Origin of the sequence: Cupriavidus sp. TMH.W2, from assembly GCF_050847365.1 — a bacterium.
Lineage (GTDB): Bacteria > Pseudomonadota > Gammaproteobacteria > Burkholderiales > Burkholderiaceae > Cupriavidus.
In genome coordinates, this window is the sequence record NZ_CP193795.1 from 120792 (window position 1) to 146991 (window position 26200).

Below are 26200 nucleotides of genomic sequence, written 5' to 3' on the forward strand. Positions count from 1 at the left end.
ACTCTCCTGCAAGTACAACCTTTCAGGAGAAAGAATGCAAACCTACCTTCACTGGAGTGATCCCGCGGTTCAGGCAGCGATTATCAGCGCAGTCGGCAGTATTCTGACCAGCACCATCGCCGCAATCTGTGCCGCCATCCTCGGTAAGCAGATCGCCGGCCGCAAGCGTCTGCGCGAGAAGCTGCTGATCGCTCAAGACGACATCGAATTCCTGCTATTGGTCGAGCAGGCGCACTGCGAGATTCACCAGGAGCGCGGTGAGGCTTCTCGTAAGCTGAACGTCCGCAAGGGGGTGAAGGAGCAGGGCTTTTCATGGTCTGGCAAGTTCACGCCTGGTCGTGTTGCTTACAACGATGGTCCGGGGCGGCGCTTCAGCAAAGGTTGACCGTCGCATTCAATGACACTCGCACCCGCAGTTCGCGGTAAAATTTGTCAAGTCAGATCAGGAGTTGGTAATGAAGAGCAAGCAAACGCCGTGGACCCACACTGGCAAAACTTCCGAAGAGATCACGACGACGTTCGGTGCCTCCGGCAGCCATTTCAAGTACACGGTGACCGTGCCGGCAGGTACGGTATGCCGGAAGCTGGATGGCGGTTCTGATCCGTGGGTTGTTGGGGATCTGAGCTTCATCGAAGACAAGAACGGCATCCTCTACTCGGATGCGGACATCTACGGTATCCGCATCCCCGAAGAGAAGATCATCGAGATCAAGCCTGTGCAATAAGCGCTGGCCGGTCCGGCTAGTTCAACCCCCCATCACCACCCCCGTTTCTTCCATCGGAAGTTCGGGGGTTTTTCATTGCTCCAGTTGTGCACGCCCCCTGGCAGGGTACCGACGTCGGTCTGGTATCTTTTTGTCGTCTTCGGGCTGCCATGGGAGTCGTTGGCATTGACCGCGGCGGCTTGGCGCAAGTACGCATCACTGTTCTCCATACCCAGAGGCAAGTTCAACTCTGGAGGATCAAGGATGCAACAAAACGCCAAGCAGAAAAGGCCAGTCACCGTGGAAGAAGTCATAGCCAAGCAGGTCCGGCTTTACGACAACGGTGGTAAGACTCTTGACCGGTACACCGCGGTGTACATGTTCGATGAGGAGAGGAACGGCGCATTCGGTGCTCGCGGGATGAACGCCATGCCGTTTCACGGGATTGGTCTGTATTGTTCCGCGGCTCCCGGACGACATCTTGGCCGGCGGATCGCATTTGGCAAGATGCCAGAGGACTGCCAGCGCCTGGTACGCCAGGACGTAGGTGCCTATGTGCGCGCAACCGCTGCCGTTTGAATTGCGAGGGCGATAACAACTTCCATCAACCTATCTGAAGGATCGTAACGATGAAATTCGAACTCGTACTGCGCGGCTTTGATGGCTCCACTGACGAAACCGATGATCTCGTCATCTGGGTGGGAAGCAACCTATCCTCCCAAGACTTTGAGATCTGGCTGATTGCTCGCAATCTGCTTCTGGCAGATCGAAGCGGGGTGGTAATCGAATGGAGCGTAATTCCGGATTCGTTCGAGCAGGACTTCCAAGTTCCCGATGAAGGCGTGCAACTTGAGGCGCGCATTCGCGAACTTGTGGACATATCGACGATGACCGAACGAGAGTTTCGTGCACTCCAGGCGGAAACCGAACGGCGTGAGCTGGTAACCGCAAAGGGCGAGGACACTCCTGAGAATGACGCGCGCTTGGTAGTGTTGAGCGATCTGCTAGACAAAGCGCCATGGTGCATCAACATGGACGATGGAACGATAGTCCTGAAGACCGCCGTTACTTCGTAACCACACAGCCCTCCATCTCGCTGAGATTGAGGGCTTTTCTTTTGATCACCACCACCACCTCCTCCTCCTCGTCCTCCGTAGGCCGCCGGAGTAGTTGCTCTGGCACGACCAGCCGGATCAACGACTTAGCTTACTGCGCGCCACAGAAAAAGGGTTCGCCGCGCCTCATTGCGACTGAACTTTGTCTGCGCCAAGGTTGTTACGATCGCATGTGGTTCATCTCCTGCCACATACAACCGCGTCTTTCCCGCGACAACCTCTCAAGGAGAACGAAAAATGGCATCAACGCAATGGACGCCGGCATACGAAAAATGGCGCCACGGAGGCTGGTACGTCAGCAACGTTCGCTACCCATCTGGCTCGATTGGTTGCGTGAGCAAGAACTACGTCGACAAGAAGTGGCGTATCGTCTGCGACCCCCGACGCACCGATCTTGGTGCGCCTGGAGATTTCACCTTCCCGTCGCGTGACGCGGCAGCCAGGGCAGAGTTCGAGCTGGCACGGCTCGAACATGAAAAGCTGTCACCATGGCTGTCCACGCTCAAGGACCCCCAGCTGTAATACTCCGCTGTAGCGCTCATCGAGGAAATCGACAAGAACCCCAACAAGGATCTTGACGAGTTGGTGGAAGGAATTCTGCGCCATCGACCAGTTGACGCGGTTGCGCTGCGCAGCGTCGGCGCTCGCTACCGCGAATGCGCACTTGCTGCCGTTGCCCTAGGCTGATAGTAACCCCCCAACCCCTCCCGGCATGCCGCGGAGGGGTTTGTTCATTGGCCCGCGGCGATGGCGTCGTGATGACAGCCGCGCGTCGGCATGCGTGCAGCAATTCCCATTTCACGACCCATGTGAACCATTACCCGTAGCAGGGATTACTAATACGGAGGATGGAAATGGTACGAGAAATGATGGGTTTGCCCGTTGAACAAGGCAACGCGGTGCTGGACGACGGCCTTGTCATGCGGGTGGGCATACCGCATAAAGGTGGAAAACTGGCCTTCCATGCCTTCAACGAGGGCTTTCCGGTAATGGTAAGTGCCAACGCGTTCTGGCAGCCGGCTACTCAAAGCTTCCAGTTCCCGCAAGCCACTGATCTCTCTGAGCTCGACTTCGCGATGGATAGCGCTGGCTATACAGCAATGAAGATGTGGCAGGCGAAGGGCACACAGAGAGGCATGGCTGGTGTTTTCCCCTGGACTTACGAGCAGTACATCGAGTTCGCAACACTGTGTGGTGCGTCTTGGTGGTCGCAGCCGGACCTGTGCTGTGAACCTGAGATTGCTCACAACCAGGAGGAAATTGACTTTCGGATCAATGCAACGGCCACCCTGCTGGAGGGAGTTCTGCGAGTCCTCTACGAGTGGCAGAACCAGCTCGCGAAGACTTGTTCCGCCAGTGTCGTGGCTAGCATGCTGAGACCTCCAGTTCCCGTCGTGCAGGGTTGGTCGGTAAGTGACTACGAACGTAGCTTAGACCTGCTCAATGCTGTATGGGAGAGGTGGCAGCCCTGGTTGGCCGCGCCGGCGCTGATCGGCGTTGGCTCGGTGTGCCGTCGAAACCTGAAGCATCCGAAGCACGGGCTCTTCGCAGTTCTTGCCGCGTTGGAAGGAAAGCTGCCGAAAGGTTCTCGTTTACATTTGTTCGGGGTGAAAGGAGCTGCCCTTTCTGAAGTGAAGATGCTTGACTGGGTAGCGTCAGTTGATTCGATGGCCTACGACTTTGGTGCTCGCATCAAAGCCCGAGAGTCCGGGATCTCCAACTCGATCGCGCATCGCTCTTCAGAAATGAGCCGCTGGATGTCTGCGGCAGCGAATCGGATGAGGCCAATCCCTGGCGATCAGTTCCGGCTGAACTTATTCGGCTGAGCCAAAGGCTGTCGTCGACCTGCCTCAAACCCTATGACCCCACCAGAGTGTTAGCTCGGTGGGGTCTTTCTCTTTCTGGCTTGAGGACGGGAGTTCATTCTGTGCGCGGGGAGGGCGGTACAATACCGTGAACGTAGATTTCGGATATCAGGAGTGTTGGGTGGAAGAACTGGAGGATGTGTTGGATGTACTCAATGTCGAGGGCGCAGAACGCGAACTCGCGCTGAAACTATTGACAGCGACACCGGTGGCCCTCAGAAGCGAGCCGACAATGATTCCCAAGGCGGATGCTCTTGGGACCTCCTTCGGCGATATAGATGTTCTCGGAGAGATCCTTCGGAGCCTGTTGTCCAAGCAGCGCCAAATAAAGGCCGGGGATGTAACACTGTCATTCCCTATTCTGCAAGAGTTCTACTGGGACGAGCGGTACGAATCTTTGCATTTCGTGATCGATCGTACATTTGCGCAGTTTGTCGCGTACGTCCGCGGGAACGGATAATCCTTCTTGATCGGTGTGGAGCATCTCGGAGGTGCAAGTCAACCTCAAACAGGAGATACACGCATGGCAAAGAACGATCTTACCCCGTTCGCAAAGGAAGGTTTCGCAGCAGAACGTGGTAGCACCTGCCCTCATTACACGAGCAGTCCCGCTGGTATGGCCTGGTGCGTTGGCGCCTGGCTGCGCGACACGGGCCGATCTGAGCCTCGAGATGTGAGGATGTCCCGTGGCTACAGTGTTCGCGTCAACGAAATGTTGGTCAATGCCGAAGCCGCGCCGAAGATCGAACGCATTTCCTGAGTACCGTCTGCGCACGGCATAAGTCCATAATCGCATCGACCCCAGAGCCTATCATCAGGCCTGGGGTTTTCTCGTTGAGAGCGAATGCAGATACAGACTTGCCATTGAAGCGATGTCAGACTCGATCGGCGCAACTTAGACTAGCAAAAGGCCCAATCATCGGCTCCCGTTGGCGCACGACTGATTCGGGCAGCGAGCGCAGTACGCCCCGCGTTTGGGCGCCTGGCGGATCAACGTCAGCAAATACTCGTCAATGCTTTTGCCCGCGCGTCTTGCATACGGCTCGACGCCCTGATGGGCGATGATGACATGGTCTTCCCAGGGCGAGTTCCCGCAGAAGGCGTGGGCTGGGAAAGGACTGAGTGAGAAAATGCTTACCGAAGGGGCGCAAGACCCGTTGTACGTCGAGAACCATGGTGCTGGTAGGACACCTTCGGCGCCCTCAACTTCGACAGCTACGCCCTCGCAGTCGATTGTGCTCATGTTGCTCGCTCCTCCTATTCCTTTGGAACTGTCTCTGACTAGCCATTTCCTGCGTTGACTGCCGATCGATCGATGCCCTTGGCAATAACCAGCAGCTCACGACTTCCGATCGAAAGTGCCCCCGCCTGAATGGCGTGTTCCCTTTGATCGGTGGTGATATCGTAGTGTGGATGTCGCGCTCCGCGGTGATACCAGCAACGCTTAACGCCAATACTTTCGGCAAATTGATGCAACTCTGCCAAGGTATCGGCCGTCATATGGTAGCGCTTCTTCCCCCTCCACTCTATTGCAGCGTCGTCCACATATGTCGCCATCGATTCTCGCTTCTTGAGTAATCAGTTCTGGCGCGAAGTGCCGGCGCCAAGTTCCCAGCAGTAGACGGCGAACTTACTCTGATAGTCCGCATGACCCGATGCCATGCGCTCTACACGGAGGACTTCGCTCAGATCGATGCATTTCCCCGTATTGGCCCTGATAGACCCTGCAAGCTGCTGACACATCCTGATGACGTAGCGATACTCATGATGATCAGCGTCGTACTCGAAATCGTCCTTCCGACTTCCTCGATTCCTGAGAGCGCTGGCGATTAACTCGCCATACCCAGTGATGAAAGTATTCATGGAGTTCCTAGAGAATGTGTCACAACAGGTCCGGTCGTTACTCCGATGGAACCAGCAGGATCTTGTCGCCCGCTTTCGGTGTCATGTAAACTTTTGCGCTCAAGGTGATAGGGCGTGAGGCGCCGTCCGAGCAATTAGCTTGCGTAGCCGTAATACTCCACTGGTACACCGGCCTTCCAAGAGCACTCTTTCCAATTGTGTTCCGCTGCACGACGCCTGTGTACTTGCAGTCGTTTTGCGAACCGGCCACGACAATGCTTTGTTCGCCTTCGGTGCTGGCATCGATACCGATCAGCACGATGGCTTCCGTGCCAGCAGCGCCGTGGGCCAGTGGGGATGCCAGGAGGAGGGTGGCTAGAAACTTTTTCATTGTTTTCTCCAGTTCTCTGCTGATTGTGGGAGAAAGTGCGGTAGTCATGTGGGAGTTTGATCCCCGCTTTGACTTTCCGGACTAACGGTTCTGGTCATTTGGTCCGAAGACCTGAACGTGGGGGTTTCGATAGAGGATCAACAACGCGTCGAGATCCTCTTGGTCGAGCGAGCGTGCGTCTCGGAGGATTCTCCGCTCCACCTCGCTGTTGTGCTGGTAGAAGAACAGGCCCTTGTTCTTCATGGTGACTTGCTTCAGGGATGAGATCTGGGTTGCTTGCGCCGCCAGGTAATCTGGGCACCATTCGACTGTTGTCCGTCCGCCGTCGAGCTGATCCATCTCGGCCGCCTTTTGGCGAAGCTGATATGTGGTGAAGTCCAGGATGATCCGGTGCCTGCTTTCCGCTGGCCCGATTTCGAGCCATGCGTGGAAGGGAACGGCCTGTCCTTGAGGAATCATATTGGCTATCGGCGCGTGCAGAATCACATCGCCATGCCCGTCGCCGACACGCCAGGCAGCAAAACCAATCACCAGCCTGGTCTCCACCCCATGCATCGAGAGTATCTCGCGGCACAACGCCGCATGCAGATGGCAGTCTCGCCCCAGGTGTGCGCTGGCTGCTTCCGAGAGCTTCCTGATGGCGCCCGAGACCCGGGCGATCTCAACCCGTTCCTCTATCTGGTCAATCGTTGGAGCCGACGTTGCTGCGGCCTGAAGCAGTTTTTTGCGGCGGGCTTCACCCATGGCGCTATCCCGTGGTTATGTAACGCGTATGCATAATACTATGAGGTGTGTTTTTGCTCAAGCATCGTTGATCTGTCCTTGTGAATAGTTACTGGTAGCTGTGACTCATAGCCGTACGCAAGCTCAACCCATCCTCTCAAGGAGATAGTATGTGCGACTACGAAGTGCTGTTCCCTGTATCTGTGACGGCAGCAAACCCCGAAGAAGCGGCTCGCTTTGCTCTCGACGATATACGCGATCGAAAGCTCGAATCATGGAACGCAACTGTGACGCACGGAGACGTAACCGTCACTGTGAATGTGGACGGTGACGGCGCGGCTGCAAGGATCGTTGAGAAGCCGGCTGACCTGGCAGAGCAGTCTGCGAGGGCTTCCGGCGGCATGCTGGTGCAGGTACATCGCGATCAGGCCGTATGGGAGCGAGAAACTCTTCAGGTGTTTGTTCCCGCAGACGTGCCGAAGCACGAAGTGAACGACTTCGTGCGTCAACAAATCGATGCGAACCGGTACACCGAGATCAGCCCACCGTTCATCCTGGACGACTCGGTCGATGGAGTCGATACTCAGATCAAGATCCATCCTTCAACGTAGTGAGTAATTCCATGACCAAGTACCAGGAAGCCAAGGCACGCCGAGATGCGCGCCAGCAGGCCGAGCGCAATGCTGCGCTCATCACCATGATCATGAGCCGGTCCGGCTGTACCGAAGCCGTGGCACGCGATCTCTACGCAAAGGCTGTCGATTTCGATACGGCCGTAGCCAATGCGATGGTCATGGCTCGCCAGTCCAATGGGAGTGCCCACCAATGAAGATCGAGATCGTCGAGTGATGGCGTAACAGCCATCGCCATCTCAAATTAATGTCCCCGGCCGCCTTCCAACAGGCGGCCGTTTTTCTTTGTGCAGCTCATCCTTTTTCCTGCGCCACAGCGTAGAGCGCTTGAGACCGCGTTCACTTCGCGTGTTTTACATCTCGAGGTTGTAAGGCCACCGCAAGCGGCCATTCACCCAAGGAGATCAGCATGACCCTTTCGCAAGCCCAGCACACCTCCATCAATCGCATGGATCGCTCCGCCATTGTTGGCATCCTGGAGGATCACTGCTTCCAATGCTACGACAGCGAGACCACTGAAGAACTCCGCGATTCGTTGCGTAGCAACATCGAGGATCACACGATCGACGCCTGCGTTCTCGACTCGTAACACGGTCTGTAAGACCAAGCCCCCTGTTCACTTCACGTGGCTGGGGGTTATTTTTTTCGCCTTGAGTTACTTGGTGCTGTGTCATTTGGCCATGCTTGCGCGGCAAGCCCCGGCCTTCACGCCGCGGAAGGATTGCGCTGACGCCAAAGGCGCCTTGACAGCCATTACTGATTGCGCTACCTCGGGGTAAAAGCCACCAACAGGGGAACTTCGGCCGAGCGTTTCAGGTAGAGAAGGGTGTGAGGCATCTCCGTTTGCAAGATCAACCCAACCCTTACAGGAGAAGGACACATATGCCTCTCAACCTTAACCAACTGCCCAATGCTGCCCGTTGCGCTCTGGAAGTATTTGCCAATTCGGGTGAACGCACCAAGTCACGCCTGACCGCGTTGCTTGACCACTATCTCAACGTTACTGGCCTGGCAAGCGATCCCGACCGTCGCCTCTACGAGGAATCACTCGTTCAAATTGCGAAACAGCGCTATGCGCTTGGTGCATCCGAGGGTTTCTAACTCGCTGATCACCCTTTTACCAGCGTGGCCCTATCCTCTTCGGATAGGGCCTTTCTCTTTTGGTCGTGCACGCGGCTGTGCGCCATCCCCGAAAGCAAGACCAATCCCTTTTACCATTCAGGAGCTATGTATGAGGCATCAAGTTTTCACAGGGGAGTTCGCCAAATCCAACATGTCCACCCCGGCTCGAGTCCATTGCAGGGCCGATGGAGGGCCATGTTTCAGCCGTGAGGTGCGGGTCGTACTGGTTAGTGTCGATACCGAAGGCGGTCGGAAGTGGTACGGTTTGTTGGCAGATAGCGATCTACGATCTGGCGCCTCCGTTACGAATGCGGCAGCTGAGTTTATTCTGGCGTCATGTCGAATGCAGGCGTTGCCTTTGCTCCCTGGGGACGTAACCTGGTTTCAGCGAGATACGCTGAACCGGTTCGACAGAGTTCGCTACCATTCAGGCGGGGTCGATTTCTCACCCGTCTCAGCCGGCGGAGCCGTTCCTTGCAGCCGAGAGGCCTTTCTCCTTACGCTAAAGGAAGGTGGCGTTCCGGTCGAATGCGACGATGTCGCCAACGCTGTCGAGTGGGCTGTCGCCTGACACGATTGCACCTCGGAACACACGCCCGCCCCGTCTCTGACGATGGCGGGCTTTCTTTTTGGAATCCTACCTTGTGTGGCGCCATATGCGTGCCTGGCAGGACGCTCCCGATTACATTCGACTGTCATCCATACCCATGGGCAAGGCCGAAATCCTGATCTCGTCAGGCCTTCATTTTTCCAATCCAACTTCCCATGGAGCTTTAATATGAAATCGACTCAGTCTTTGCGTGTTCTGGTGGCAATCTCAGCTTCGCTGATTCTTGCCGCATGTGGTGGTGGCGGTGGCGATGAGGTGAAGCCGACCAGCAGTGCTGGCCCGATCATCACGACGCCGACGCCGACCACGCCGACCACGCCGACCGCGCCGACTCCTGTGACACCGGCCAATCCGACGACGCCTGCGACGCCGTCCACCCCGAATCCGGTGACACCGGGTTTGAAGGTGACTGGCAGCGCGTCTCTGGTTGGGTCGCAGAACTTGACGGTATTGTTCGCCGGCAATGCGTTGAAGTCGACGGGCCTGGCCGGCAACTTCCTGTCTGCGCTCACGGTGCCGTATTCGGCGCAGAGCGTTACGCCGGAGGGTGCCTTTACCGTTCTTGCGGCCAGCAGTGGGGCCATGACGGTGAAGCTGTCGGATGTCGCCGAAATCGATGATGTGACCGGCAATGGTCAGTATGCGATTGGTCGTTGGTCGGCAGGGCATTTTGACGTGACGACCTCCTCGACGAGCAACACGCAGAACATCAATACGAACCAAGGCGCACCATACATGGTCGGCATCCCGCTGGATCTGTATTCCGGTTCCGGTACGGGTACGCTGAGCTGCGTCTACGACAAGTCGACGAAGCCAACGAGCCTGGATGGTTCGGTTGCTCCCGGTTCGTTCAACGGGGCGACCAGCACGGCCAGCATCAACCTGAGCAACAAGTTGATTTCCTTCAGCCTGTCGCTCGACATTGGTGCCGATCACAACGTCGTGGTGTCGAAGAACTCGATTTTGGTTGACATGCCCATGTCCGCCGGCGGTTCCACCGTGATCGCTGAAACGGTCGGTTCGGATGTGAACAAACCCTACCTGGTGGTGGCCTACGGCACCACGACGCCGAGCAGCGGCGACGTGGGCGGGATCGTTGTCTTCCGGTGCCAGTAACGTAAGACCCTCTCGCCGCGGATACCCTCCGCGGCGATTTTCTTTTTGCACATTGTCTTGCTGCCAGTTTCTTGACCTCGTGAGCAGAGCTCGAAGACTGGGCTGGACCTAGGAAGTCCAGATAGAATGCGAATCAACTGATCGAGGGGCTTACGTCAGAGACGGTTCTCTCGCAAACGGCAGGAGTCGCCGCGCGATTCAATGCCACCGTTGACGCAGGCAAGGTACGAGTGAGTCGAGACAGGTCGATCAATATGGCAGAGATTCTCCGCTATGACGCTGGCCGTGAGTCAATCGGACTCGGGTCTTATGATGTTGAGACGCTTCAAATCTTGCAAAAGGCCGTGGACGGCTATTTCACTGCCATCCGGATCAGGGACGGAGGCTTCATTGTTCTGAACGAGGATGCGGACCTTCGCATGCTCCCGCTGAACCCTTTGGCTACCGCGTTGGCTGGCACCACAATTCGTGGCAATGTCGTCGTCCTGAGCCGGGAAGAGGGTGTAGAGCATTTGTGATTCGTGCGACGCATCGATATCCGCTGGATGGCGAGCGCGTCTGTCTGTGACCTCCCACGCATACTCTCGTCTGTCCCGCATTACCTCCTGTAAGGCCTATTCAACCCGGATTGTCACCTCGCAAGGGTGGCTCTTCGTTACCTCAGGAGATAACGATGGCTGATCGGCAAAAGAGCCGACTTTGTCACAAATTTCAACTTGTTTACGAGCGCGTGAAACCCGTCTTCGGGCTCGCGAAACAGGCGTTACTACGGCCTACCCTGAAACAAATGGAGGCCATGGGGCGGTTTCTTCACACGCTGTCATCGGCAAGTTTTATCGGCCTTGTTACATTGATAGTTGCAAGCCATTGGTCATCGTGGACGGCTCTTCAGGCCTTCCTGCTGCTGACTGCTGGTGTGCTACTATTCTGTATCGGTACGATCCTTAGCAAGGGGGAGTAAATGGCTCTGGCTCTAGCAATCGCCTTCCTGGGCGCTCTGTTTGTCGGAGGTGGGGTCTGGGTCATTTCCAACCACCTTGAAGACGAGAAAGCCAAACATTCTGGCGAGCACAAGCGGCACGCTTGATGCCGTAACCTCCAAGAGGCCCAAGGGACTATGTTCCTTGGGCTTTTTTCATTTGGGTATCCGCATTTCCAGTTGATACCCTCATCGCATGCTGGAATGCAAGAGTCGTGCAGTAGGGAGCGCGACTGTATGGCAGGATCGACCGTCCTAGTTCGACCCGAGCAGCTCGCATGCATCAGTGGTCCTTCCCGGCACGTTTGCGCCACCATCGAATACCCAACGCAATAAGTTGTTTTATATCGATCGAAATGCCCCAAAGGGCCGGCTTGATGGTGAGAACGTCTCCTGGCTTCACCGCGGTCGGTGGCGAGCCCTTGAGGGGCAATTGCGCATATAGCGGGCAATCTGTGTAGTGCATTTCCTGGACGGTCTGCCAGTTCCACGCCCAACTCTTGGGGGACGCCCCATTTCTAGCAAGCCACTGTTCTGCTAGTTCTCTGTCGATCTCGTCTGCATACCGAGCGAGGTATGAAGCGAAAAGGCCAAATCGGTCGAACGAGACTTCAGGGCAAAAATTTGCAAACAGTGACTTGTTGACGATGCTTGTCGTGTGTTCATCTACCAGTGGCCAGAGCGGCGTGGCCTCCCAATAGGCTAGTAGTTCTTTGTCCTGCTTATGATCCATCTGCGTGGACATGCCAATCTCGCCGAGGAGCGCGATACTCTGGTAGTACCGGGGGCAAGAATGAGCATTCGCGTGCGGGCAGCGAGCAGGTAGCTTGCGCTCAGCACTTCGAGCGGCATACCACTCAAGGTCAGGGTAGATGGGGATCATTTGGTGGGCACTTGCAGCTACAGAGTTATCCGAAGGCAGTTTTCACCATAACTCTAGTCCAGGCGACACCATACCCCCAGAAGCGCGCGTACGTCACGACCGGCCGGTGTTGGCCATTCTGCGACGCTCCTGCCAGCAACTCATGCGCACGCACGGACTCTTTCTCCTGCTGCGTCACCTGGCAAGAGCGAGGGGAGTTTGTTGTCATACTTCTCGCACACCGTCTGCCAGACCAATCGCTGCCACTGCCAACGCGATCAATCGGACTGGCCACCAAAGCATTTCTATCTCCTGTTCGGTACTCCGGTCCAACGTCACGCTACCCCGGGGTAATTGTTCTTGCGAACGTCCCGTGGTTCCGGTCTAATGGATTCAACCAAGCGGGGTGTACCCCCGCCTCAGATCTCCTCCTGAGTTGGGATGCGACCGAAAGGTCGACTTGCAGTCGAAGGCCCGCACGGACGAATCCGTGCGGGCCTTTGGCTTTTCTGATTCCGAATTGTGGAATGTTCCTTCATCCTGTCTCGGGTGGAAGCTGCCCCACCCATGCCCGAGAGTATCGGCGCTGCTTAGAGTAACTTTTACACACATGGCATATCGATACGTGTAATGTATCGATGTGCCATTTTTATTTCGAATTCAACATGGATCAGACAGAACAAGCCGTGCTGGGTGCGCTGGGCGCATTTCTTCTGGCGAGCCACTCAGATCTCTCCGTTGACGACATTCGGCCCACGAGTACCCGTGGTCTCTGGGTCGTCGTAAAGCCATGCGGGGGAATGCCCGGCGGCTGTAGGTCGAAGGCTCATGAGTATCTTGAGGAAGGCAAATCCTGCGTGCGTCAGATCACCTTCAGGGATGCCCCGCTTGAGGGAGTCCCGTACTTCAGCCAGCATGCGTCCTGGAGGGAGCATCGGCGCCTGTTGGGGATGAACCCCGCGCACGTGTTCAAGGCAAAGCTCAAGACCCGCAAGGAAATGGAGCGAGACATACCGCCCATCGCTCTCGGCTGGTGGCATGATGTCTGCCCGGGCGAGACTCTTCACCTTCGCGATGCCACCTCCGCGGACCTTGCTCGTTGCATGCTCCGAGATGGCACCTCGCGGGAGCCCGCCGACTACCTGTGCGAATTGCCCGAAGACGGATCACTCGTTAGCAAGCTGGCCATCAAGCACTTGGAGGAGGTTCCACTTGAGGATGTCCTCTGACGCCATACAGCGGTCCTGGATTGCGCGATCCTTGTGCCGGTTGGCGTACGCGCACGATCAAGGCCTTTACTCACTAGCTTGCGATGCGGAGGCCTGTGAGCACTATGGCATTGTGTCGTCGAGGGTCAGCGGCGCTCTAGGGAGGGTTTTGCTGTACCTCTCCGGCTGGCGAAGAGGTCTGCTGAAAGCGCAAATCCCCGATCATTTTCGCCGAGCTCGAGCACGGCGAAACGTTCGTGACGGTTCCGGTAATTTCACCTTACAAAGAGGAGATGTGCATGAAGAAGAAAGGCATTTTGATCGCCCTGGGAACTGCCGGCTGACTTGTGACGATCAGCGGAGCGGTCCAGGCGGCGGGCTGCGCTAAGGGAGCGATGGTTGGTGCAGTAGCAGGCCACGTGGCGGGTCGCCACACGGTTCTGGGCGCCATCGCAGGCTGTGCGGTGGGTCACCATATGGCCACAACCAAGGCAAAAGAGGCCGCGGCGAATACCAGCCACTCGAAATAGCCGATCGCAACGATCAGTTCAAAGCCCGGCAAGACACCGGGCTTTGTTACTTCATGATGTCGGTCTCCCGCTTATTGCAGGCGGTATGTACGGCTCTCGCTGACGCGGACGTAGAACGCGGACCACGCGGTATTGGCAAGGAGCGCGTGCAGCTCGGCCTCGGTACCGTCGAAATACACACTGACGATTCCCGACTTCACTCGATTAAGGTGCACACCTGGAAGTATCCGCAACTGATCGAGCAGGTCATCGGGAACAGAGGTCCGGAGACCCGAGCATAACAAGCAGAACTTTTTCATCGTCATCTCCAGTGGGCACCATGCCCACATTGAGAGATGGCAACGACATCGAAATACCGGCAACCCTGTTACACATTTTTTGCGCCGGCGTGCGTCAACTGAGCAGGCCATCAACCGCGTATTCCGGGAACCCGTTTTCCTTCTGTTCTTGTCGAAACATACGGAACAGAGTATTATTCATACCTGTTACGATTAATTTTCGTGCTGCGATCTCTCAATCATTGGCTTAAGGACTGCTATGCCTCGCACTGTCGAACACATTGTTGCTTGCCACAACATCGCCTCGGATCGACGCGCCGCGGGTAAGCCGATCTGGGACAAAAGCATCAACATCAAGGAGATTCTCCACCGAGATCAACGCAATGAGAGCAACCAGCATGTCGCCGCCGTTGCGGCCGAAATTGCGTCGCTGATTCGCTCCAGTGTGCCCTCGGAGTGGCTTGATATTGCGAAGGATGATTACGATCGAGAGTTGGTCGAAGTGGTCGAATTGCTCGAATCTGTCAGTGCAGAGGGGATGGAAGAGGGGACGTTGCTTGAGGACTTCAACGACTTCCTCGAGCAACTTTACGACTGGGCTGACTATCGGCGCGTGTGGCTTGGATAGAAGGGGTATCCGGGGTTGAATGTGTCATCGGCAACCCAACGCGAGCTTGTCAGCTTGTGGTTGTCTCGCTCAGTGATGGCAAGGCTTTCGTCGTGATCCCGTGCGCGGCAACATCAATCTGCTGATTGCTCCCTGAGAACCCCGGCTCTGTCGAATCTCACAACACGTTGTATTGTGCATACGTGTAAAGTATCAAAAATCTTGTTTGGTTAGGGCCTTCGCACTAATGTGCGGTGGAGTCGACTTTGCAGAGAGGAACAAATCATGGCTGAAAGTGCAATCTTCATGATCGAGGGTGGCCGTGCGCTTGATCTCGTCAAAGCGCACATCTCTGAGGTGTATCGTGTCGACGCAGTGGTTCGGGCTCTCGCGCAGAGCGTGGGAGGGGACAGGATCTACACCAGCAGGGAGGATGGTCGTCTTCTTAGCGTTGTATTTCGCGGAGAGCGCCATCCTGACTTTACACTCGGCAACAAGTACGGATCAAAGCCGAAAAAGGGGACCGAGTCTGCCGTGCGGTTCGCCGCGCAGGTTGGTTACCGCAGCCCCGAGGAAGCCATCCAGACTGAACTGGGCGTCCTATGGCGAATCAACTATGGCGCTGACGGCAGTCAGGGTTTCAGGATGCTTGGTGTTCCATTTTCGTCCTGCGGATTCCTTTGGCTGGGAGATGATGGGCCGTTCGCGATGTGGATTCCTGATGTTCAGTCTGAGGTCCGAAGTGCAGAGGCGGGCGGCTACGTTGTTGGCGGACCAGCCAAATCGTTCTGCATGGAGATTGACGGTTGCCGCAGGATCGACCGCGAGGAGTGGGAGTTGCTTGTGGCGCAGAAGAAGTTGGCTGACAAGCAGGCAGCCAGGGCAGCTTTCCAGGAGGTTTCCCATGCCTGAACTGGTAACAAATAACAGGCTTCAACACGTCCGCGTCGATCTGAAGCTCACGACCACAAGCGGCTATCAATCAGCCACTTCCTTTGCCGACGCGGGCAGCAAGGCTGCCAAGGCCGCCCTCGATGAGTTGGCGCGAATTCTTGCTCTCGACGGGGAGGGAGATGCAGCTTTGACCATCGTTGCCGAGGCTGTCCAACGAGTTGCCGACTACCACAAGTCTCAGGAACCGCATCCCATTCCACCTCCCGAGGCTCCCGATTCGAATGGTTTGTTGACCTGGTGCAGTGAAGTCGAACAATGCCTCGTCTCAGTGCACGGCCTCGGGCCTGAAGCTGCGAAGAACGTTGTCGATGGTGATGCCGGGCGGCTGTCTGAATGGCATTCGGAGGGCAAGTCGGCTCTGGACGCCGCGAATGAGGTTGCGACCCAAATGTTGGCGGGCGCCGAGAGATCCTAGGAGAGCGACATGAAAAGCAAGAAGCCATCGGCATCTCGGCTCGCCAAAGGTTTGTGGTGGCAAGCACATGAGGCCGAAGCGAAGGCTGCTAAGTTGCGCGAGCTGGGCTTCGCGCTGTTCACGCGGCACTAGGCACTTCGGTTTGTCATCGGTTGCCGGCGCATGGCGCGGATGCATCCGCCTGGAAATTTCGAGTTTCGTTCAAGGTCTACAATGAAAATCACCAGCACCCTCAAGGATCAACGCAGCTTTTCGGAGACCTACGTCGTCCTCGATACAACGACCCCTTTCGGCAAATTCCATGTCGGCATCGGTGTTGGAGCGTTGGAAAGCAAGAACCTGTTCCTCACGGAAGTCGGGAAGGCGGCTTTCGATCGCATGACTGAACTGGCCCGGTCCAAGGAGGGAAAGTTGCACCTCGTTCATGTGGCTTCAACCTTCAAGGCAAAGAAATTGGTGCCTGGTTCGCTGATGGCGGCAAAGCCAGGCGACTCAATCTTCTTCGTTTGCAAGGACAGTCCAGTCTACGATGTTGTGTCTGCGCAGCTCTCGTTCACCAACTCTCCGGCCCCCGTGGCGGTGTCCTAAAGCAAAGATCAAGGAGCAGTGATGGAGTACCCGGTCATCCAATTGTCAGCCGGCGACTGCTCGGCCAAATATGTGGAAGGTTGGCGCTACGCAGAATGGTGGCTGAGCCGCGGCGGCGATGTTGTGGCGGATTCGAGCGCCAATTGGGGCGAAGAAAAGGGGAAAGGATTCGGCGATCGCCTTGCGGAGGAGAGGGGAGCACGACAAGCTGGTGCCGCTGCCGGATTTGGCTTCTTCGTTGATGCAGACGGATTCGCCAGGCGTACGGACGACCGGATGGATGACGCCACAGTGTCGGTAGACTTGTCCTCGAACAGAGTCTCCCTCGTTGACCCCGGAGGGTTTGTTTCCTACGAAGCAGACTTCTATCTTTCCCTGGCAGATCTCGAGGCATCAGGGGTCCCTGTCCTCCCGGTATAGCGTCGTGCTTTTTTCCATGGACCACCAAATTCCTCGCTCGATTCGCGCGGGCCAAGATCCCATCTCGCTTGAACGGTTGTCTGTTCGAGTTGGACTGTTCATTGCCGAAAGCCGTTTTATGGAATCCTTTTCCGCCGAGCCCAGACCATGTTGAGAGTGAAACTGGACACCAGGACTGCGGCAGAGCTTGCTGATGTGGAGATTGAGGCGTATCTCCTTCAACTGGCAAGGAGTGGGAGCGTGAGTGATGGGGAGTCTTTCCTGTCCTCGGCACGTGCAATGTTTCCAGGCATTTGCGAGGATCGCTTGAAGTCGATCGTCGGGTGCTTGGCCGCGAAGCTACGGCGCCAGGCAGAGCCTTCCTGACGGCCGGGCGAGTGAGTCCCACCCATTTTGACAAAACCAACGGCTCGTATTATTATCAATACGTGTTAAGTATTGATGGAGATGCTGTGATCCCGTTGCCCCAACCGTTGCTGAGCGGCACTCACCGCTCGTTTGACATCGACTATCTACAGTCCGGAACGGCTGTTGATACGACGAGGCTGGATGAGCGCCGAATTCTGAACCTGGTCCTTCCCCCTTGGCAGCGCGATGAAGTATGGACCGATGAGCAAAAGCGTCGGTTCGTCGAGGGCGTGTTCCTCGGGCTCGGAACGGGTTTCTACGTGATCAACGGTTGCGACTGGGGGCGCGACGGTAAGTCTCTGCCTATGTCGGGTTGGTTGATCGATGGCCAGCAGCGGATGAGCGCCATTCGAGATTTTCTGAACGATTCGCTGTCGATCTTCAATGGTGTTCGTTTCTCGATGCTGGATCGTCCAACGGCGTTGCGCCGCTTCTTGCGCGTCCAGTTTCCCTGTATCGAACTCGCTTACACAGACGACGAAGAGAAGCTGAAAGAATTGTACGATCGCTTGAACTTCGGAGGCACGCCTCATACTGCCGAGGAGCGAGTCCTGTCTACATGTCATGCTCACTTGGGCTAACGTCTACATGTTATCCAACCACATCAAGCGATATATCCGGACGTGCCATACGTTTGACGCGAGTGACGCCGTCGATCGCAATGTGATAGTCGAAGACATCTTGCCGCGATTGCGGCAGTTGCGTTTGGAGATGGCCCAGGGACTTTGGGCGGCCCGACGCCGGCAAATTGGCTTTCTGGACGGTGACCTCAAGCGGGCGCTGGAGGAAGTCGTGACCCTGAAAGAGGCGATCCGCGCTGCCACCCGCAGCCTAGCTTCTGACTAACTCCTCAGCACCTTTGAAGGGAAGGACTGGCGAATGCATACACCAGCTTCGCTGTACGAATATGCGGCCTCGGCTGAAAGCACTTATCGGACCCTGCTGAGCGAATTCGGACCTGGCACCGTTCACGTTGGTCGTAACGAGGCGCGACGCCAGATGGAAGCGGCTCGGGCTTGCGCCGCCTGGATGGAGGCCAACGGATTCTCTGAGATTGCGAACGTCGGTCCCTATATGGGCACGACGATCTCTCGAGGTGACAAGGTCTATATTCGCAAAGGGGCGCGGATTGATGGCACGGGCTCGACAATCCCTCGAGAGGGCGCGGATTTGAAGCGCCGGCAGTTGGTGACCGTGGTCTCTGTCGATCGCGGTTATCTCGACTTTTCTGAGCCCAGCCGCAACCCAAAGATTGTTCAAGGTCGTGTTCATTGGGCTGGCGCCGGCGGCTACTGGCGCTGGACAGATATCAACAATGTCGAGCTTGCCAGTGGATCAGACTAGGGCGGTGCTGCGCTATGCCTGGTGAGGGTGGCAATTTGCCTCCCGTAGAATACTGCCCGTGCGATACCAGAGGCAAAGTTGGTCGGGGTGAGCGAGATGAAGACTAAGGTTCGTGATGCGAGTACTAGAGCTCCCGGAAGTGATCGCAATGCCGCTTACGACCCCAGTGTAGGCTAGTCTAGCGTGACTCAGAATTTGATGTCGGACCAGTGGGCATGACGAAGGGATTCCCCATCAGGGTCGTAGATATGTCTCTTGCAGAAATGGCTGACGCCCTGCCGGTGAGGGGCGTCAAACCCGCGTTTGGGGCACCATGCAACGGTTGCGGACTATGCTGCCTCGCCGAACCTTGTGGGTTGTCTGTAGAGGTGTTTGGGGCAAGGGACAGATGTCCCGCTCTCACTGAACAAGTAGATCGATACGTTTGCGGGCTGGTGGCTTCTCCGCAGCAGTTTGTTCCGCCGGGCGAGATGCGCGAACTGGCGGAAGCAAAAGAGTGGGGCTGGAAGGCTCTCAGCGAGATATTCAGCCGCTTACTTGGGGTTGGTAAGGGTTGTGATTCCAGCGAGGATGACTCGTGAAGTCTCGCGACAAGAACCTGTGAGAGTCGTCTTCGGAAAATGGTGGATGGCGTGATGGAACTTGAGTCAGCAGAAGAATTTTATGAGATCCAGGTATCTGCTCGGGGTGACACCGTATGGGTCAATGGCATCGACGGCTCATGCCTCGCGCGCTTTAGCAAGCGGTTCGGGATCGATGTGCACCGTACGGCGGCGGACCAGTTGAAGGGGGGCGAGCAGTGTCTCTTCTGCACGCACACCGGCGCAGGCCCAGGGGAATGGGAGCATTTCCGAATCGCAGTGAAAGAACATCACGGGATCGATGTGCCAGTGGGGACGATTGCTTTCACAGGAGATGACCTGTGACCGACAAATCGCTCAAGCCGGCGGTCGCCAAAGTCATCGGGATTCGCCTGGCCGGAGAGAGTCACCAGGTTGTAACTGTCCAGTCAGGCGGTCACCGATACCGCAAGCAGCCATGTCACGACTGCCCGTGGCGCAAGGATGCTGTTGGAGAGTTTCCCGCACAGGCTTTTCGGATCTCTGCAAATACCGCCTATGACATGTCCACGCACGTGTTCTCTTGTCACTCATCGGGTAGCAAGAAGCCGGCAACATGTGCGGGGTTCCTTCTGCGCGGTGCAGAGCACAACCTTTCAGTCCGGCTTGGAAAGATCAGGGGGGACTATAAGGATGACGTGAGTGACGGGGGGCTGGAGCTCTTCGCGGATTATCGACAAATGGCAGAGGCAAACGGAGTCGATGCCAACGACCCCATTTTGGCATCTTGCCGCGATAACCGGTAGTCTGCCTGGCTATCACCAGTCTTTTCGGAGTTTTCAGATGGCGTTCTTGGCTGCGGCCACATTTGTTCTTTACGCTCACATGATCTCGGCATTTCGCGCACTAATGCGGCATGGTCGGCTCAGTGTCATGTCCGGACTCCACGTAGCGACTGCTACTGTTGGCGCAGGAGCGATTCTCTCCGGGTTTGGTCTTTTTGACGACCCCAAGATTGGCGTTCGGCTGGACTCAGTCAATTGGTGCGTCCCGCTTTTCTTCCTTCTGGGCATAGCAACCCTCATTCTCTTTGGTGGCAAATTCGTCGGAACCGTGAAAGAAGGGCGAGCAATGGACACTTCCGCGGGTCTACGATTCGGGATGATCGTGTGGGCAATGATGGCGGGGACCTATTTGACGTTCGCAGTCGCCGATCATTGGTGGTTTTTTCGCGACCAGCAGAACTCGGGAGTTGCAGAGGCTCGGCTTCTTGGCGGCACTGATGTTCCCTGCGACGGATTAGCGCTTGTCCGCATTGACGCAGAAAGCGCAGCGTATCGCTGCCCGAGCTCGTTAGTATGGGGTGGCGCATTCCGGCAGTGGCCTTTTGCGCCTTGGCCAAGTTACCAGGAAGGGGAGAGCGTTCTGTTGAAGAAGGGCATTGAGGAGGCGCAACGCAGCGCCCTGCATTCACCGTCAGATCAGTCTGGGAATTCACAACGCCCCCAGGATCAGAGTCCGTCCGGCAAGTAGCTCAAAAGCGCTCCCGAATTTCCCATTAATTCTGCGCCGGTCGCCGCTCAAAACCGGAACCCACCGCCCACGCGGCTCGGCCCTAGGGGTGTGGTGGCGGCGCTACGGACGGCAAGCTTGGCTGGTCTCCGCTCTAGCCCTCTCGCTGCCTATGGCTCATATGCTGAGCCTAGTCGCAGGGGCGGGAACTAAGCCAGCACACTCCAACATGGGTCGCTCATGCCATCGAATAGGAAACTGACAATCGAGTTCATGCGGGAGCTTGCCCGTTCGCGCGGTGGTGAATGCCTGTCGGCCGAATATGGCAACTGGGACTCCACGCTGCGCTGGCGGTGTGCGCAGGGTCACGAGTGGGAGAACCGCGCCGGTAAGGTCAAACAGGGCCAGTGGTGTCCGACCTGTGCGGGAAAAGCGCCGAAGGGACTCGCTTTTCTGCACGAGCTGGCCGCGCAGAAAGGCGGGACATGCCTGTCAACAACCTATCCAGGGATGCAGGGGCTCGCCATGTGGCGATGCCCGTCCGGCCACGTTTGGCAAGCAAGGCCAAGTAATGTTCGCTACGGAACTTGGTGTCCGCATTGCCTTGGACGGCATCAGACTATCAAGGACATGCGAGCACTTGCGCAGGCGCGAGGTGGCACCTGCCTGTCCGAGGCCTATGTGAGTGCGGTGAGCAAACTCGTCTGGCAGTGCTCGGACAAGCACGTCTGGCAAGCCACTCCGAACTCGTTGCGCAACGGTAGCTGGTGCCCGCACTGCCGCATCAATTACGGCGAGGAAATCTGTCGTCTCTATTTTGAGGCGCTTTTTGGGCGGCCTTTCCCAAAGAGCCGGCCGCGCTTCCTGTGGACCGGGCCACGCGGCGTCATGGAACTGGACGGGTACTGCGAAGAGCTGAAGCTTGCGTTCGAGCATCACGGCGAACAGCACTACCGAATGGTCCCGATGTTCCACCGCAGCGAGGAGGACTTCGCCCAGCAGCTGCGGCGCGACGAAGAAAAACTGAAACGCTGTCGTTGCGCCGGCGTCACTGTAATCGAAATCCCTGCGGTTCCGGTGCTGACTTCGGTGGAAGGTTTGCCCAGACTGATCCGTGCAAAGCTAGCAGATGTGGGCATTACACCGATCTGCGATGCCGACCTCATGGCGCTCGATCTGACAAAGATTTACGACCGGGCGGGCCTGACCGAGTTACAGCAGATTGCGCGAAGCAAGGGCGGCCAGCTGCTGAGCGAAGCCTACCTCGGCGATCGCGGACGACTCCGTTGGCGTTGTGCGGAGGGCCACGAATGGCTTTCAACTCCGAACAACATCCGCGCCGGCAAGTGGTGTGCGTTCTGCTACGGCAATGTGCGCAGGACGCTGGATGAAATTCGCGCCGGAGCCAAGCAGCACGGCTTTACACTGCTATCCGATGAGTACCGTGGCACCCACGGCAAGCTGCGGTGGCGCTGCCCGCAGGGACACGAGTGGGAAGCGTCCTCCAGACGCGTTGCAAACGGCGAGACGGGATGCCCACATTGTGCCGGGCAACTGCTGACCATTGAGGACATGAAACGGCGAGCGCAGGAACGCGGCGGCCAGTGCTTGTCACCGAAATACCTGGGCTCCACAGTGGCGTTGCGATGGCAGTGCGCTAAGGGACACGAATTCGAGATGACGCCCAATAGGCAGTCCCAGCTCACCGGCGAGTGGTGTTCGACATGCCGCGACGAGGCGCGGCGCACCGTGCGCAGCGAGCACCGCATGGCCCGGTTGCTTGAGGTGATCGGACAACGGGGAGGTACGGTGACAGCCGGGGAATATCGGAGCCCGCATAGTCGGCTTTCGTTTCGGTGCGCCGCCGGCCACGAGTGGACCACCACCTACGACAGCGTATTCCGCGGCTCGTGGTGCGCCGTATGTCATCGCGCCTCGCGACTGACGCCGGCATCGATCGCGTCGGTCCCAACAGGGGAAGAGGATGCGCCACTTTGACAGCACGCTGTGCTAGTCCTCACCCGGAGAAACCCCATCAGCGCCTTGTATTGATCTGACCCGGGAAGACTAACGACGTGTCGAGCGGCGCCCTGGGAAGCTCCACTCATACAGGCAAGTTCGCGCTCTGAGCCGACTTGTAGCCACCTAGCGGGGCGCTATCTAGTTGTCCATCGCGGGCGCTCGACCCCGAAGGATTCCGGTCCAGCAAAAGCGCCTGTAGTCCAGCTAACTCGGCTATCCACACTACGATCTAGCATAGATCTCCTTATGCAAAACTATTGACGTACAGATACGTGTTATGTATTGTATGAGTATTGAGAGTAAATATCGGAGTTCAGCCATGTCCCCGCTCATCATTGCTCGTGTTGTCCTGGCGATCTTCGCCTTCGTATTTCTGATCGGCTTCCAGCGCCGCAAGCGACTTTTCACGGTGAAAAGTGCGGACCCGACCTCCCAGAAGCCCTTGATCGACGCCCTTTTGGTGGCTGAGCTGCGGGACAACCGCTTGCTGCTGGTGGTCTCCGGCTTCTTCGGCGCACTGGCGCTTGCCTACGTCATCTATACGCTTTACGTTCCGGCCGCGGTCGCCTAGCCACGACCACTTTCCAAAATCACCGCACCTTGCCCGCGAAAGCGGGCATTTTTTTCATCAGTAGTTCTGCGCGTGACAAATAAAACAATTTGTATTATAGTTACGTGTAGTGTATTGATAGTGATTGGATCGACGCGGTCAAACTCTCTTCGATCCTGCCACATGCGCTAGATGAACCCGCGGCACAACAAGTTCATTCAGCATTGCCTGGCGATCTCCACCCCCTGCTGATGTGGACAAAGTGGGGTTCCTCCAACTCATCTGCTCGCTCTTGATAGGTGCACTTTCTACTGTACCCTTGGCTGGCAGGCCGTGTGTGATTTGGATCATGGGCGCCGAACTGCTGAGGTCTACGCCGAGCCGATTGTCCGACCCATCAACCACGACTGCGCCCAACCAATCCGAAAACGGTGGCGCTGCCGGCCGCATCGGAAGTGCTGTCGAGATAGGACTAAGCATGCATACCGCAACCGCTAACGCTCCAGACATCATCACGAAGGAGTTGCAAATTGCCCGAGTCGCTGGACGCCGGAAGATCCGTCTTTCAAGCAACTGGCTGCCGCTGATAGGATTTGAAGCAGGTGTTCGCCACGATGTATCACCGATCGGTGTGCATGAAGGGTTGCGGCTGACGTTCTCGGCAGAAGGGCGACAGAAGGTCTACCAGCGGCGGTATGCCCGTAGGCGGAGCAATCCGTTTGAGACGGTCGTGGAGATCGGATCGCAGAGCGTTCTAGATCAGGGCATCCCCGGCTATGCCGAGCGTTTGCATTTCACGCTGAGGCACGGGGAAATCGTCATTAGACCGCTGCCGAATCACACCTTTGCGATTCGGCATCGACTGAGGGCTGAGAACAATCCATTTGCCGCGATGGTGGCCATGACCAGTGGCATCGACGTTCGTTGCCTGATGGATAGCGGATTTCACATCGATAGCGTACTGGAATACCGCCCACACGAAGCGCGAGATAAGTACGACCTGACCGAAACTGGCGCTTTAAACGTCCTCGCGAATGCTCGCCCTCGTGTGCTCATCAACGAGGACATCAGCCGTGTCGATTGGGATACCGTACGCACGCTGATGGACGGGGGGCCGCAGATTGCCGTCATGCATGTGAGCCTCCAGTGCGATGACTTTTCGACTGTGAAAGGGGCAAATATCCGACGCCAGGCTGTCGACGACCTGACTACCAGTCGTGACCTCGCCTACGATGCGCTTCGCATGGTGGAAACCATCAGGCCTGCGTGCATTGTGTTGGAAAACGTACCCGGATTCGCAACGTCGGCTGAAGGGCAGCTATTCAAGATCAAGCTGCGGCGGTGGGGCTATGAAGTATCCGATGCCGTATTGAACGCCGGCCAGTTGGGTGGGCTAACTCGGCGCGAGCGCTACTACCTCGTTGCTTCAGTGTTTCCTGGATTTGCGATGCCGGAACCTGGTTCGATTCGAGAGGAATCGATCTGGCATGAGCTCGAGCCATTCCTCGGCGGGTGCCGGGATGTGAGCCACACCAAGTCCCTGAGAGATGGACTGATGTCCGGCCGGGCTCGGCTCATCACTCGCGAATCGCGGATCTCACCGACTCTTCTGAAGAGCCAAGCCAGGCAGGCGAAGGACAGCATCTATATCGACGCGGGAGATGGTCGATATCTGTTGCCCAGCATCGATCTCCAGCGCCACCTCAACGGCATTCCGGTCGACCTTGATCTGAGTAGTACCAGCGCCGAACTGGCTAGCGAAATCATCGGGCAATCGATTGACTACCCGATGCACGAGAAAGTGGTTCGAGCACTCCACGCTCACATCGCGGCAAATGTTGGCAGCCATACGGCCGTCACCTTGACGCCGAAGCCGCTTACGCCGTCTGTGCTTGTGCCGCAGGCAAATTACGCCCAGTAGGGGAAAACTCATGAAGCTGTCAGTTGTAAGTTTCGACACCCGAGCGTTTAGTTGCTGCCCTTCCACCACCGTTCAGGAGTTGGCCGCATGCTGATCAAAGCTGTTCGGAAGCAGGGATGTTCCCGCCGCATCATCACGAGGCTTGGCACGGCAGAGATCGAGCAGGGCACGCTGGACGCGCTCAGCCTCATCAGATCTTCGTCGCCCTTGCCAAGGCCTCTCGAACATAAGGACATTCATCAGTTGCACGCCTGGCGCCTAATCGAAGATGACCCGCTTCGAACCGAGGGGATCATGTCGCACGTCTGGCATAGCAAGCCTTGGCTGACAGTCGGAGGCTTGTTGGTTGCCGAGGCACTCGACAAGCTTGCTTCTGCCTCCGACGAAGCGGTGGTTACGGTCTGGCCGGCGTCGACCTTCGACCTAGCACTTCTAGCCCGGATTGCGTTGGGACGCTTTCGCGTGCTGGGTGACCCTGGTGAGGAACTGCTAGCGCTCAAACTGGCAAGTGAGGCTGGATATGCCGCCCATCCTGGTGATCGGATCTCCGAGTTTGTAATGGGCGAACCGGCACTTGGCGCTGCGTGGCAACAAGGCTGGTCCAATCGGGCGTTTGAAACTCGTCCGCTGACCAAAGATGACCTTGCCGCGAAGCTCGAAGAGATCTCGAAAGAGGCCAATCAAAGCTGTGGTCTGTTCTATGAACTCTACGAGCAGAGATTTACCGCGGCTGTCGATGGCTGGCTGCCGGCTTTGCGGGCGAACGAGCGCGAAATGGCCATGGAGCTTCTCAAGGGGCATGCCTACGCACCAGACACGAAAGGCACGTGGGTGTATGACGATGAAGAGAACGATGTTTTCCTAGTTGGTGGCGACGAAGAAGAGGCGGTAGCCTCAGCCGAACTTGCGCCGTAGGAGGCTC

At 57.0% G+C, this 26200-nt stretch carries 38 protein-coding genes; 32 read left to right on the plus strand and 6 right to left on the minus strand.

Annotated features, from left to right (window positions below):
- The first annotated feature begins 34 nt into the window (after window positions 1-34).
- From ACREYQ_RS32340 to ACREYQ_RS32375, 8 genes are all read left to right on the plus strand, one after another.
- A complete protein-coding gene (locus tag ACREYQ_RS32340) occupies window positions 35-385 on the plus strand; it encodes a hypothetical protein (protein WP_432263366.1) in 351 nt (116 codons plus the stop codon).
- Between the two features lie 70 nt (window positions 386-455).
- Window positions 456-725, plus strand: a complete 270-nt coding sequence (locus ACREYQ_RS32345) for a hypothetical protein (RefSeq protein WP_432263367.1) — start codon at window positions 456-458, stop codon at window positions 723-725.
- 243 nt (window positions 726-968) lie between these two features.
- On the plus strand, window positions 969-1283 hold the full coding sequence (locus ACREYQ_RS32350) for a hypothetical protein (RefSeq protein ID WP_432263368.1): 315 nt from the start codon (window positions 969-971) through the stop codon (window positions 1281-1283).
- A gap of 50 nt (window positions 1284-1333) precedes the next feature.
- The gene (locus ACREYQ_RS32355; protein ID WP_432263369.1) at window positions 1334-1780 is read left to right on the plus strand and encodes a hypothetical protein; all 447 of its coding nucleotides are present in this window, start codon (window positions 1334-1336) and stop codon (window positions 1778-1780) included.
- A 372-nt stretch (window positions 1781-2152) separates the two neighbouring features.
- On the plus strand, window positions 2153-2341 hold the full coding sequence (locus tag ACREYQ_RS32360) for a hypothetical protein (RefSeq protein ID WP_432263370.1): 189 nt from the start codon (window positions 2153-2155) through the stop codon (window positions 2339-2341).
- A 326-nt stretch (window positions 2342-2667) separates the two neighbouring features.
- Window positions 2668-3645: a DUF7221 family queuine tRNA-ribosyltransferase-like protein gene (locus tag ACREYQ_RS32365; RefSeq protein ID WP_432263371.1), complete on the plus strand. Its 978-nt coding sequence runs from the start codon at window positions 2668-2670 to the stop codon at window positions 3643-3645.
- 160 nt (window positions 3646-3805) lie between these two features.
- Window positions 3806-4144 (plus strand): hypothetical protein, encoded by a 339-nt coding sequence (locus tag ACREYQ_RS32370; protein WP_432263372.1) that lies wholly within the window; start codon window positions 3806-3808, stop codon window positions 4142-4144.
- A gap of 63 nt (window positions 4145-4207) precedes the next feature.
- Complete coding sequence (locus ACREYQ_RS32375; protein ID WP_432263373.1) at window positions 4208-4444, plus strand: hypothetical protein; 237 nt, start codon at window positions 4208-4210, stop codon at window positions 4442-4444.
- 521 nt (window positions 4445-4965) lie between these two features.
- Here ACREYQ_RS32375 and ACREYQ_RS32380 read toward each other — a convergent pair.
- From ACREYQ_RS32380 to ACREYQ_RS32395, 4 genes are all read right to left on the minus strand, one after another.
- Window positions 4966-5184 carry a DUF4031 domain-containing protein gene (locus tag ACREYQ_RS32380; RefSeq protein WP_432263374.1) on the minus strand — a complete coding sequence of 73 codons (219 nt, stop codon included), beginning with the start codon at window positions 5182-5184 and terminating at the stop codon, window positions 4966-4968.
- A gap of 78 nt (window positions 5185-5262) precedes the next feature.
- Complete coding sequence (locus ACREYQ_RS32385; RefSeq protein WP_432263375.1) at window positions 5263-5547, minus strand: hypothetical protein; 285 nt, start codon at window positions 5545-5547, stop codon at window positions 5263-5265.
- Window positions 5548-5584: 37 nt separating this feature from the next.
- On the minus strand, window positions 5585-5965 hold the full coding sequence (locus tag ACREYQ_RS32390; protein WP_432263376.1) for a hypothetical protein: 381 nt from the start codon (window positions 5963-5965) through the stop codon (window positions 5585-5587).
- A 33-nt stretch (window positions 5966-5998) separates the two neighbouring features.
- Complete coding sequence (locus ACREYQ_RS32395; protein ID WP_432263377.1) at window positions 5999-6661, minus strand: hypothetical protein; 663 nt, start codon at window positions 6659-6661, stop codon at window positions 5999-6001.
- A 149-nt stretch (window positions 6662-6810) separates the two neighbouring features.
- Here ACREYQ_RS32395 and ACREYQ_RS32400 point away from each other — a divergent pair, with 149 nt between their 5' ends.
- The 7 genes from ACREYQ_RS32400 to ACREYQ_RS32430 all read left to right on the plus strand — a co-directional run bounded on the left by ACREYQ_RS32400 (window position 6811) and on the right by ACREYQ_RS32430 (window position 11081).
- Complete coding sequence (locus ACREYQ_RS32400) at window positions 6811-7251, plus strand: hypothetical protein (protein WP_432263378.1); 441 nt, start codon at window positions 6811-6813, stop codon at window positions 7249-7251.
- Between the two features lie 11 nt (window positions 7252-7262).
- Window positions 7263-7469 (plus strand): hypothetical protein, encoded by a 207-nt coding sequence (locus ACREYQ_RS32405; RefSeq protein WP_432263379.1) that lies wholly within the window; start codon window positions 7263-7265, stop codon window positions 7467-7469.
- A gap of 212 nt (window positions 7470-7681) precedes the next feature.
- Window positions 7682-7861 (plus strand): hypothetical protein, encoded by a 180-nt coding sequence (locus tag ACREYQ_RS32410; protein ID WP_432263380.1) that lies wholly within the window; start codon window positions 7682-7684, stop codon window positions 7859-7861.
- Window positions 7862-8154: 293 nt separating this feature from the next.
- Window positions 8155-8373 (plus strand): hypothetical protein, encoded by a 219-nt coding sequence (locus ACREYQ_RS32415; protein ID WP_432263381.1) that lies wholly within the window; start codon window positions 8155-8157, stop codon window positions 8371-8373.
- Window positions 8374-9172: 799 nt separating this feature from the next.
- Window positions 9173-10120: a hypothetical protein gene (locus ACREYQ_RS32420; RefSeq protein WP_432263382.1), complete on the plus strand. Its 948-nt coding sequence runs from the start codon at window positions 9173-9175 to the stop codon at window positions 10118-10120.
- 254 nt (window positions 10121-10374) lie between these two features.
- Window positions 10375-10638, plus strand: coding sequence for a DUF3846 domain-containing protein (locus tag ACREYQ_RS32425; RefSeq protein ID WP_432263383.1), 264 nt, complete (start codon window positions 10375-10377; stop codon window positions 10636-10638).
- Between the two features lie 155 nt (window positions 10639-10793).
- On the plus strand, window positions 10794-11081 hold the full coding sequence (locus tag ACREYQ_RS32430) for a hypothetical protein (protein WP_432263384.1): 288 nt from the start codon (window positions 10794-10796) through the stop codon (window positions 11079-11081).
- Between the two features lie 301 nt (window positions 11082-11382).
- On the opposite strand, the gene ACREYQ_RS32435 is transcribed toward ACREYQ_RS32430, so the two are convergent.
- Window positions 11383-11844: a hypothetical protein gene (locus tag ACREYQ_RS32435; RefSeq protein WP_432263385.1), complete on the minus strand. Its 462-nt coding sequence runs from the start codon at window positions 11842-11844 to the stop codon at window positions 11383-11385.
- 782 nt (window positions 11845-12626) lie between these two features.
- Between ACREYQ_RS32435 and ACREYQ_RS32440 the strand changes: the two genes are divergently transcribed.
- On the plus strand, window positions 12627-13190 hold the full coding sequence (locus ACREYQ_RS32440) for a hypothetical protein (RefSeq protein ID WP_432263386.1): 564 nt from the start codon (window positions 12627-12629) through the stop codon (window positions 13188-13190).
- 580 nt (window positions 13191-13770) lie between these two features.
- Here ACREYQ_RS32440 and ACREYQ_RS32445 read toward each other — a convergent pair.
- Window positions 13771-13998 carry a hypothetical protein gene (locus tag ACREYQ_RS32445; RefSeq protein ID WP_432263387.1) on the minus strand — a complete coding sequence of 76 codons (228 nt, stop codon included), beginning with the start codon at window positions 13996-13998 and terminating at the stop codon, window positions 13771-13773.
- A gap of 238 nt (window positions 13999-14236) precedes the next feature.
- On the opposite strand from ACREYQ_RS32445, the gene ACREYQ_RS32450 reads away from it, so the two are divergent.
- The 16 genes from ACREYQ_RS32450 (at window position 14237) to ACREYQ_RS32525 (ending at window position 26193) form a co-directional block, all read left to right on the plus strand.
- On the plus strand, window positions 14237-14605 hold the full coding sequence (locus ACREYQ_RS32450) for a hypothetical protein (RefSeq protein ID WP_432263388.1): 369 nt from the start codon (window positions 14237-14239) through the stop codon (window positions 14603-14605).
- Between the two features lie 264 nt (window positions 14606-14869).
- Window positions 14870-15496, plus strand: coding sequence for a hypothetical protein (locus tag ACREYQ_RS32455; protein ID WP_432263389.1), 627 nt, complete (start codon window positions 14870-14872; stop codon window positions 15494-15496).
- A complete protein-coding gene (locus ACREYQ_RS32460; RefSeq protein ID WP_432263390.1) occupies window positions 15489-15953 on the plus strand; it encodes a hypothetical protein in 465 nt (154 codons plus the stop codon). Before ACREYQ_RS32455 ends, ACREYQ_RS32460 begins: the two co-directional genes overlap by 8 nt.
- 9 nt (window positions 15954-15962) lie before the next feature.
- The gene (locus tag ACREYQ_RS32465; RefSeq protein ID WP_432263391.1) at window positions 15963-16085 is read left to right on the plus strand and encodes a hypothetical protein; all 123 of its coding nucleotides are present in this window, start codon (window positions 15963-15965) and stop codon (window positions 16083-16085) included.
- Window positions 16086-16166: 81 nt separating this feature from the next.
- Window positions 16167-16541 (plus strand): hypothetical protein, encoded by a 375-nt coding sequence (locus ACREYQ_RS32470; RefSeq protein ID WP_432263392.1) that lies wholly within the window; start codon window positions 16167-16169, stop codon window positions 16539-16541.
- A 21-nt stretch (window positions 16542-16562) separates the two neighbouring features.
- Window positions 16563-16961, plus strand: a complete 399-nt coding sequence (locus tag ACREYQ_RS32475; protein WP_432263393.1) for a hypothetical protein — start codon at window positions 16563-16565, stop codon at window positions 16959-16961.
- A gap of 377 nt (window positions 16962-17338) precedes the next feature.
- Window positions 17339-17950 (plus strand): DUF262 domain-containing protein, encoded by a 612-nt coding sequence (locus ACREYQ_RS32480; RefSeq protein ID WP_432263394.1) that lies wholly within the window; start codon window positions 17339-17341, stop codon window positions 17948-17950.
- Window positions 17951-17957: 7 nt separating this feature from the next.
- Window positions 17958-18215, plus strand: a complete 258-nt coding sequence (locus ACREYQ_RS32485; RefSeq protein ID WP_432263395.1) for a hypothetical protein — start codon at window positions 17958-17960, stop codon at window positions 18213-18215.
- A gap of 33 nt (window positions 18216-18248) precedes the next feature.
- Window positions 18249-18713 (plus strand): hypothetical protein, encoded by a 465-nt coding sequence (locus tag ACREYQ_RS32490; protein ID WP_432263396.1) that lies wholly within the window; start codon window positions 18249-18251, stop codon window positions 18711-18713.
- Between the two features lie 635 nt (window positions 18714-19348).
- Complete coding sequence (locus tag ACREYQ_RS32495; RefSeq protein ID WP_432263397.1) at window positions 19349-19639, plus strand: hypothetical protein; 291 nt, start codon at window positions 19349-19351, stop codon at window positions 19637-19639.
- Window positions 19636-20079, plus strand: a complete 444-nt coding sequence (locus ACREYQ_RS32500) for a DUF6283 family protein (RefSeq protein ID WP_432263398.1) — start codon at window positions 19636-19638, stop codon at window positions 20077-20079. The genes ACREYQ_RS32495 and ACREYQ_RS32500 overlap by 4 nt, the downstream gene beginning before the upstream one ends.
- Before the next feature lie 37 nt (window positions 20080-20116).
- On the plus strand, window positions 20117-20806 hold the full coding sequence (locus tag ACREYQ_RS32505) for a hypothetical protein (protein WP_432263399.1): 690 nt from the start codon (window positions 20117-20119) through the stop codon (window positions 20804-20806).
- Between the two features lie 252 nt (window positions 20807-21058).
- Window positions 21059-22783 carry a zinc-ribbon domain-containing protein gene (locus ACREYQ_RS32510; protein ID WP_432263400.1) on the plus strand — a complete coding sequence of 575 codons (1725 nt, stop codon included), beginning with the start codon at window positions 21059-21061 and terminating at the stop codon, window positions 22781-22783.
- Between the two features lie 343 nt (window positions 22784-23126).
- Window positions 23127-23378 carry a hypothetical protein gene (locus tag ACREYQ_RS32515; RefSeq protein WP_432263401.1) on the plus strand — a complete coding sequence of 84 codons (252 nt, stop codon included), beginning with the start codon at window positions 23127-23129 and terminating at the stop codon, window positions 23376-23378.
- Window positions 23379-23835: 457 nt separating this feature from the next.
- Window positions 23836-25278, plus strand: coding sequence for a DNA cytosine methyltransferase (locus tag ACREYQ_RS32520; RefSeq protein ID WP_432263402.1), 1443 nt, complete (start codon window positions 23836-23838; stop codon window positions 25276-25278).
- A gap of 87 nt (window positions 25279-25365) precedes the next feature.
- Window positions 25366-26193, plus strand: a complete 828-nt coding sequence (locus ACREYQ_RS32525; RefSeq protein ID WP_432263403.1) for a hypothetical protein — start codon at window positions 25366-25368, stop codon at window positions 26191-26193.
- Window positions 26194-26200 lie beyond the last annotated feature (7 nt).